This window comes from Dietzia sp. DQ11-71 (assembly GCF_014144995.1).
Classification (GTDB): domain Bacteria; phylum Actinomycetota; class Actinomycetes; order Mycobacteriales; family Mycobacteriaceae; genus Dietzia; species Dietzia kunjamensis.
This window is the reverse complement of record NZ_JAALDT010000205.1, coordinates 1-5,835: the sequence shown is the minus strand read 5'-3', so window position 1 is coordinate 5,835 and position 5,835 is coordinate 1. Positions and strand designations below refer to the sequence as shown.

At 71.0% G+C, this 5,835-nt stretch carries 5 protein-coding genes; all 5 read right to left on the bottom strand.

The features are described 5' to 3' along the window. Window positions 1-906, bottom strand: a 906-nt coding sequence (locus G6023_RS08235; protein WP_182634937.1) for a metallophosphoesterase family protein, incomplete at its 3' end; no start/stop codon positions are given. Beyond that, window positions 903-2,324: an MATE family efflux transporter gene (locus G6023_RS08230; RefSeq protein WP_132061161.1), complete on the bottom strand. Its 1,422-nt coding sequence runs from the start codon at window positions 2,322-2,324 to the stop codon at window positions 903-905. The genes G6023_RS08230 and G6023_RS08235, both read right to left, overlap by 4 nt. Further along, a complete protein-coding gene (locus G6023_RS08225) occupies window positions 2,281-3,279 on the bottom strand; it encodes a DHH family phosphoesterase (RefSeq protein WP_096905342.1) in 999 nt (332 codons plus the stop codon). The genes G6023_RS08230 and G6023_RS08225 overlap by 44 nt, the downstream gene beginning before the upstream one ends. After that, window positions 3,276-3,737 (bottom strand): 30S ribosome-binding factor RbfA, encoded by a 462-nt coding sequence (gene rbfA, locus G6023_RS08220; protein WP_096905341.1) that lies wholly within the window; start codon window positions 3,735-3,737, stop codon window positions 3,276-3,278. The genes G6023_RS08225 and rbfA overlap by 4 nt, the downstream gene beginning before the upstream one ends. A gap of 112 nt (window positions 3,738-3,849) precedes the next feature. Then, window positions 3,850-5,835 (bottom strand): translation initiation factor IF-2 (gene infB / locus G6023_RS08215; RefSeq protein WP_182634935.1); only part of this gene is annotated, 1,986 nt, incomplete at its 5' end.

The window sequence follows — 5,835 nt, the reverse complement described above, 5'->3', positions numbered from 1 at the left end:
GGGCCGGGCGATCCTCGGCATCCCACCGTCGCCGCGGACCCACCGCACCTGCGGACCGTCCGGCGCCGGGAGGATCTGACGGGTGAGCGGGTCGGGCCGCCCACGCCCGTTCCACTCCCTCGGGTATCCCAGGGAGACCTCCTCGAAGCGCACGCCGTCGTGGACCGTGGTCCGCGGGATGTGCAGGTGACCGTAGACGCACGCGGTGGCGCGGTACCGGCGGTGCCAGTCTGCTGTCTGATCTGTCCCGCACCACAGCGCGAAGTCCGGGTGCCGCAGGACCCGGGTGGGGTCCCGGAGCAGCGGCCAGTGGTTGACGAGCACCGTCGGGTGCGCGGGATCGAGGCGAGCCAGCCGCGTCGTCGTACCCACGAGACGCTCCCGACACCAGGCGACCGCGTCACCGTAGGGGGCGGGGTCGATGAGGAACTCGTCCGAGGCCACGACGCGACGCTCCCGCGCACCGGCCAGGGCGTCCGCCCGCGGCTGCCCCGCCACCCGCGTCCAGCTGTAGTCGTAGAACAGGAACATCGGCACCACCCACGCGGGCCCGCCCGGTCCGGTCCACAGGGGGTAGTCGTCCTCCGGGGTGTCGACCCCGATGGCCCGGCACGCCTCCACCAGCCGGTCGTACTTGGTGGTGGACGTGATCCCCGCATCGTCGCGTCCGATCCACAACTCGTGGTTGCCGGGCGCCCAGATCACCCGTTCGAAACGCGCCGCCAGTCGCTCGAGCGCGTCCACGACGTGGTCGACCTTCTCCGCCACGTCACCGGCCACGATGAGCCAGTCCCCCGGGTGCGCGGGGTGGATCTCGTCCACGACGTCCGCGTTGCCCCGGTGTCCCACGTGCAGGTCGGACACCGCGCGCAGGGTCGGTTGCACGCCCGTCGCCCCGGCGGTCATCCGTCCACCTCCTGCAGGGCCCGTGTGCCGGGCGTCTGGGCTCCCAGCACCATCCACCGGTCGCCGCGCACCCGGGCCACGACGGCGATCAGTCGGAGACCGACGAACACCCCCATCCCGACCCAGATCCCCGGCAGCCCCCACCCGAGGTACCGGGTGACGAGCAGCACGGGCAGGAAACCCAGCAGCGCCGCGACCACGGTGCTGGTGCGCAGGTACGCCGCGTCACCGGCCCCCAGCAGCACGCCGTCGAGTCCGAACACCACCGCGGCCGGGATCACCACCACCGCCATCCCGATCAGGGCGACGACCAGGCGATCGGCCACCCCGGGATCCCCGGACAGCAGCGATGCCAGGGGAGCTCTGAACACGACCGTCAGCAGGGCGAGGGCAGCACCCAGACCCAGTGACCACACGACCACGGCACGTGCCAGCGCCCGGCAGTGGGCGGCGAGTCCCGCGCCGAGCGCGGCGCCGACCAGCGACTGGGCCGCGATCGCGACCGAGTCCAACACGAGCGAGTACAGCGCCCACAATTGCTGTGCGAGGTGGTGCGCCGCAAGCGAGTCGACCCCGGCGGCTGCTGCCGCGGTGGTGGCGACGGCGAAGGTGATCTGGAACGACGCGGTACGGATGATCAGGTCCACGCCCATGCGGAGCTGGCTGACGATCACGGCACGCCGTGGCCGCAGCGACCCCGGGCGCTCGAGGACGAGCGCGACGAGGAAACCGGCGGCCATGAGCAGTTGTCCCGCGAGATTCGCCCACGCACTCCCGACCAACCCCAGCGCCGGGGCCGGCCCCAGACCAGGGACCAACACCACGCACCCGGCGGTCGACACGCCGATGCCCACGCCGACGAGCACGAGCGGGGTGCGCAGGCGCTGGACGCCCCTCATCCACCCGTGGCCGGCTGACGCCACGAGGATGCACGGGATGCCCCACACGGCCACCCCGAGCCATTCGGCAGCGCGGGCGGCCACGTCCGCGTCCGCGGCGAGTACCCGGGTGATCGGCCCCCGCAACGCCAGTACGACGGCCACCACCAGCGCGCCGACGGCGACGGCGATCCACGTCGCCTGCACCCCCTCGGCCACGGCGTCGCCGCGGCGGCCCGCCCCGTGCAACCGCGCTGATCGGGCGGTGGTCCCGTAGGACAGGAAGTTCATCTGGGTACCCAGCACCAGGAGGACGAGGGCTCCCACGCCGAGCGCGGCCAGGTCCTCCGGTCCCTGGCGACCGACGATGATCCCGTCGACCAGGAGATAGACGGGCTCGGCGGACAGCACCGGCAGGACCGGCAGGGCGATCGACCAGAGTCGGCGTCCGATCGCTCCCAGCCCGACGGCCGGATCGGGCCCGGTGTGCGTCACGTCAGCCGAGGAGTTCACGGAGCCTCGTGCTGATGGTCTCCACATCACCGCGCATCGTGCAGCCGGCGGCCGACGGATGACCGCCGCCCCCGAGCGCGGCCGCGATGGCCGAGACGTCCACGACGTCCGCGGCGTCCACGACGCCTGCACCCGGGCCACCGGGTCGCGAGCGGAGGGAGACGGCCCACTCGCCGGGCAGGTACTCCTTGAGGAGAACCGCCACGCGGGCCTCCCGGACGCCGCGGAGGTGCGAGACGAGGGATTCCACGTCGTCCTCGTCCGCTACCGAGATCACCTCGTGCGGGACGGCCAGCCACACCGACCCGCGCCCGCCCACCGCGTCGGCTTCCAGACGCACCGTCCTCAACAGCCCGCCCAGCACCCGAAGCCAGGCGAACGAGTGCGCGTCGAGCAGGGCGTGGGTGAGTTCGGTGGTCTCCGCGCCCGCGGCCAGCAGTCGTCGGGCGGTCTCGTGCGAGTCCGCGCCGCCCCAACGGAAGGATCCGGTGTCGGTGACGAGCCCTGCGTAGAGGCTCGTGGCCGTCACGGCGTCCACGGGGAACCCGCCCGCGTCGAGGACGTCCAGGACGAGCGACGCCGTCGACGCGGCGTCCGGGTCGAGCAGCATGTGGGAACCGAATCCGGGATTGGACCGGTGATGGTCGACGACGAGGACCTCCGATGCCGCGTCGGCGAGCCTGCCCCACCGGCCCACCCGGTCCGGGCTCGCGCAGTCCAACGTCACAACGAGACCCCGATGGGCGGGGACCTGCGCGAGGGGGACCACCCGGTCGGTGCCCGGGATGGCCCCCATCGCCCCCGGGACGACGCCGGGATCGAACGAGTGGTGGACGGTCACGCCCCGCGCACGCAACGCCCGCGCGAGACCGGAGGAGCTACCGAGCGCATCCGCGTCCGGGCGGACGTGGCACAGCACGGTCACCTCGTGGTGACGGGCCAACACGTCCGCCGCGCCGGCGGCGTCCACCGGTTCGGTCACCGATCGTCGTCCTCCGGCCGGTCCGCCTCCTCCGGCTTGCGGTACGGGTCCTCGTCGCCCGCCGGACGGGCCCCCTCGGCCACGCGCCGGACCTGTTCGTCCTGCGCCCGGGCTTTGGCGAGCAGTTCTTCCATCTGGCGCGCCGCGTCCGGCACGGAGTCCGGCACGAAGGTCAACTCCGGGGTGAACTTCACCCCGGTCTGTTTGCCGACCATCGTGCGCAGGCGGCCCCGCGCGGCGGTCAACGCAGCCTCCGCGGCCTCGTGGTCCGGCTCCTCGTCGAGGGTCACGCCACGAACCGTGTAGTACAGCGTCGCCACCCGCAGATCCGCGGTGATCCGCGAATCGGTGATCGTGATGAACTCCAGCCGCGGGTCCTTGATCTCGTGCTCGATGGCCGTCGCGACGATCTCGCCGATCCGCTTACCGAGCCGTCCCGCGCGTCCCTTACCGGTCATGGGGATCCTCCTTGGCGTGATGCGGTCGCACGGCGACCACGGGTTGACGAGCATGCCGCGGGGGCAGGTCCGTCTCCAACGGATCCCGCCCCCACGACAGTGCCCTGCGACGTCAGTCGCGCGGCTTCTCGACGAGCTCGTAGGTCTCGATGATGTCACCGATCTTGATGTCGGAGTACGTCACCGTCAGACCACACTCGAAGCCCTCGCGGACCTCGGTCGCGTCGTCCTTCTCGCGACGCAGCGAGGAGATGGTCATCTCCTCCGCCACGACCTTGCCGTCCCGGATGAGCCGGGCCTTGGCGTTGCGCCGCATGATGCCGTCGAGCACCATGCAACCCGCGATATTGCCCACCTTGGAGGAGCGGAACATGTTGCGGATCTCCGCCTGGCCGAGCTTCTTCTCCTCGTAGATCGGCTTGAGCATGCCCTTGAGCGCGCTCTCGATCTCGTCGATCGCCTGGTAGATGATCGAGTAGTACCGGATGTCCACGCCCTCGCGGTTGGCCAGCTCGGTGGCCTTGCCCTCCGCCCGGACGTTGAACCCGATGATCACCGCGTCGGAGGCGGCCGCCAGGTTGACGTTGGTCTCGGTGACGGCACCGACACCGCGGTCGATGACGCGCAGCTGCACCTCGTCGTCGATCTCGATCCCCAGGAGGGCCTCCTCGAGGGCCTCGACCGTACCGGAGTTGTCGCCCTTGATGATGAGGTTGAGCTGGCTCGTCTCCTTGAGATGCGAATCCAGGTCCTCGAGGCTGATCCGACGACGGCTACGGGCGGCCATCGCGTTGCGCTTGCGCGCGTTACGACGGTCGGCGATCTGCCGTGCGGTCCGATCCTCCTCGACCACCATCAGGGTGTCACCGGCGCCACACACGCTGGTCAGGCCGATGACCTGGACCGGACGCGACGGGGTCGCCTCGGTGACGTCCTCGCCGTGCTCGTCGACCATGCGCCGGACGCGGCCGTAGGCGTCGCCGGCGACGATCGAGTCGCCGACCCGCAGCGTGCCGCGCTGGATGAGCACCGTGGCGACAGGCCCGCGACCGCGGTCCAGGTGCGCCTCGATGGCGACACCCTGCGCGTCCATGTCCGGGTTCGCCCGCAGGTCGAGAGACGCGTCGGCGGTCAGGACGACCGCCTCGAGCAGCGACTCGATGTTGAGACCCTGCTTGGCGGAGATGTCGACGAACATCGTGTCGCCGCCGTACTCCTCCGGCACCAGGCCGTACTCGGTCATCTGGCCGCGGATCTTGTCGGGCTGAGCGCCCTCCTTGTCGATCTTGTTGACCGCGACCACGACCGGCACCTCTGCCGCCTGCGCGTGGTTGATCGCCTCGACCGTCTGCGGCATCACGCCGTCGTCCGCCGCGACCACGATGATCGCGATGTCCGTCGACTTCGCGCCGCGGGCACGCATGGCGGTGAACGCCTCGTGACCCGGCGTATCGATGAAGGTGATCGTACGATCCACGTCGTCGACCGGCACCGTCACCTGGTAGGCGCCGATGTGCTGGGTGATGCCACCGGCCTCACCCTCGCCCACCTTCGCCGACCGGATGCTGTCGAGCAGGCGGGTCTTGCCGTGGTCGACGTGACCCATGACCGTGACGACCGCGGGACGGATCTCGAGATCGCTCTCGTCACCCTCGTCCTCACCGAAGGAGAGGTCGAACGAATCGAGCAGCTCGCGATCCTCGTCCTCGGGGCTGACGATCTGGACCTTGAAGCCCATCTCCTCACCGAGCAGCTGCAGCGTCTCCGGGGTGACCGACTGCGTGGCCGTGACCATCTCACCCAGGTTGAACAGGGCCTGGACCAGCTGCGCGGGGTTGACGTCGATCTTGTCCGCGAAATCGCTCAGCGAAGCACCCTGTGCCAGTCGCAGGACCTGCCCGCGACCGTCGGGAAGCCGGACGCCGCCGACCTCCGGGGCCCGCATCGAGTCGTATTCCTGACGCTTCTGCCGCTTCGACTTGCGACCACGACGCGGGGCGCCACCGGGACGACCGAACGCACCCGCGGCACCACCGCGGCCACGGTTGCCGCCCCCGGGACGACCCCGGAACCCGCCGCCACCGGCTGCGGGGGCACC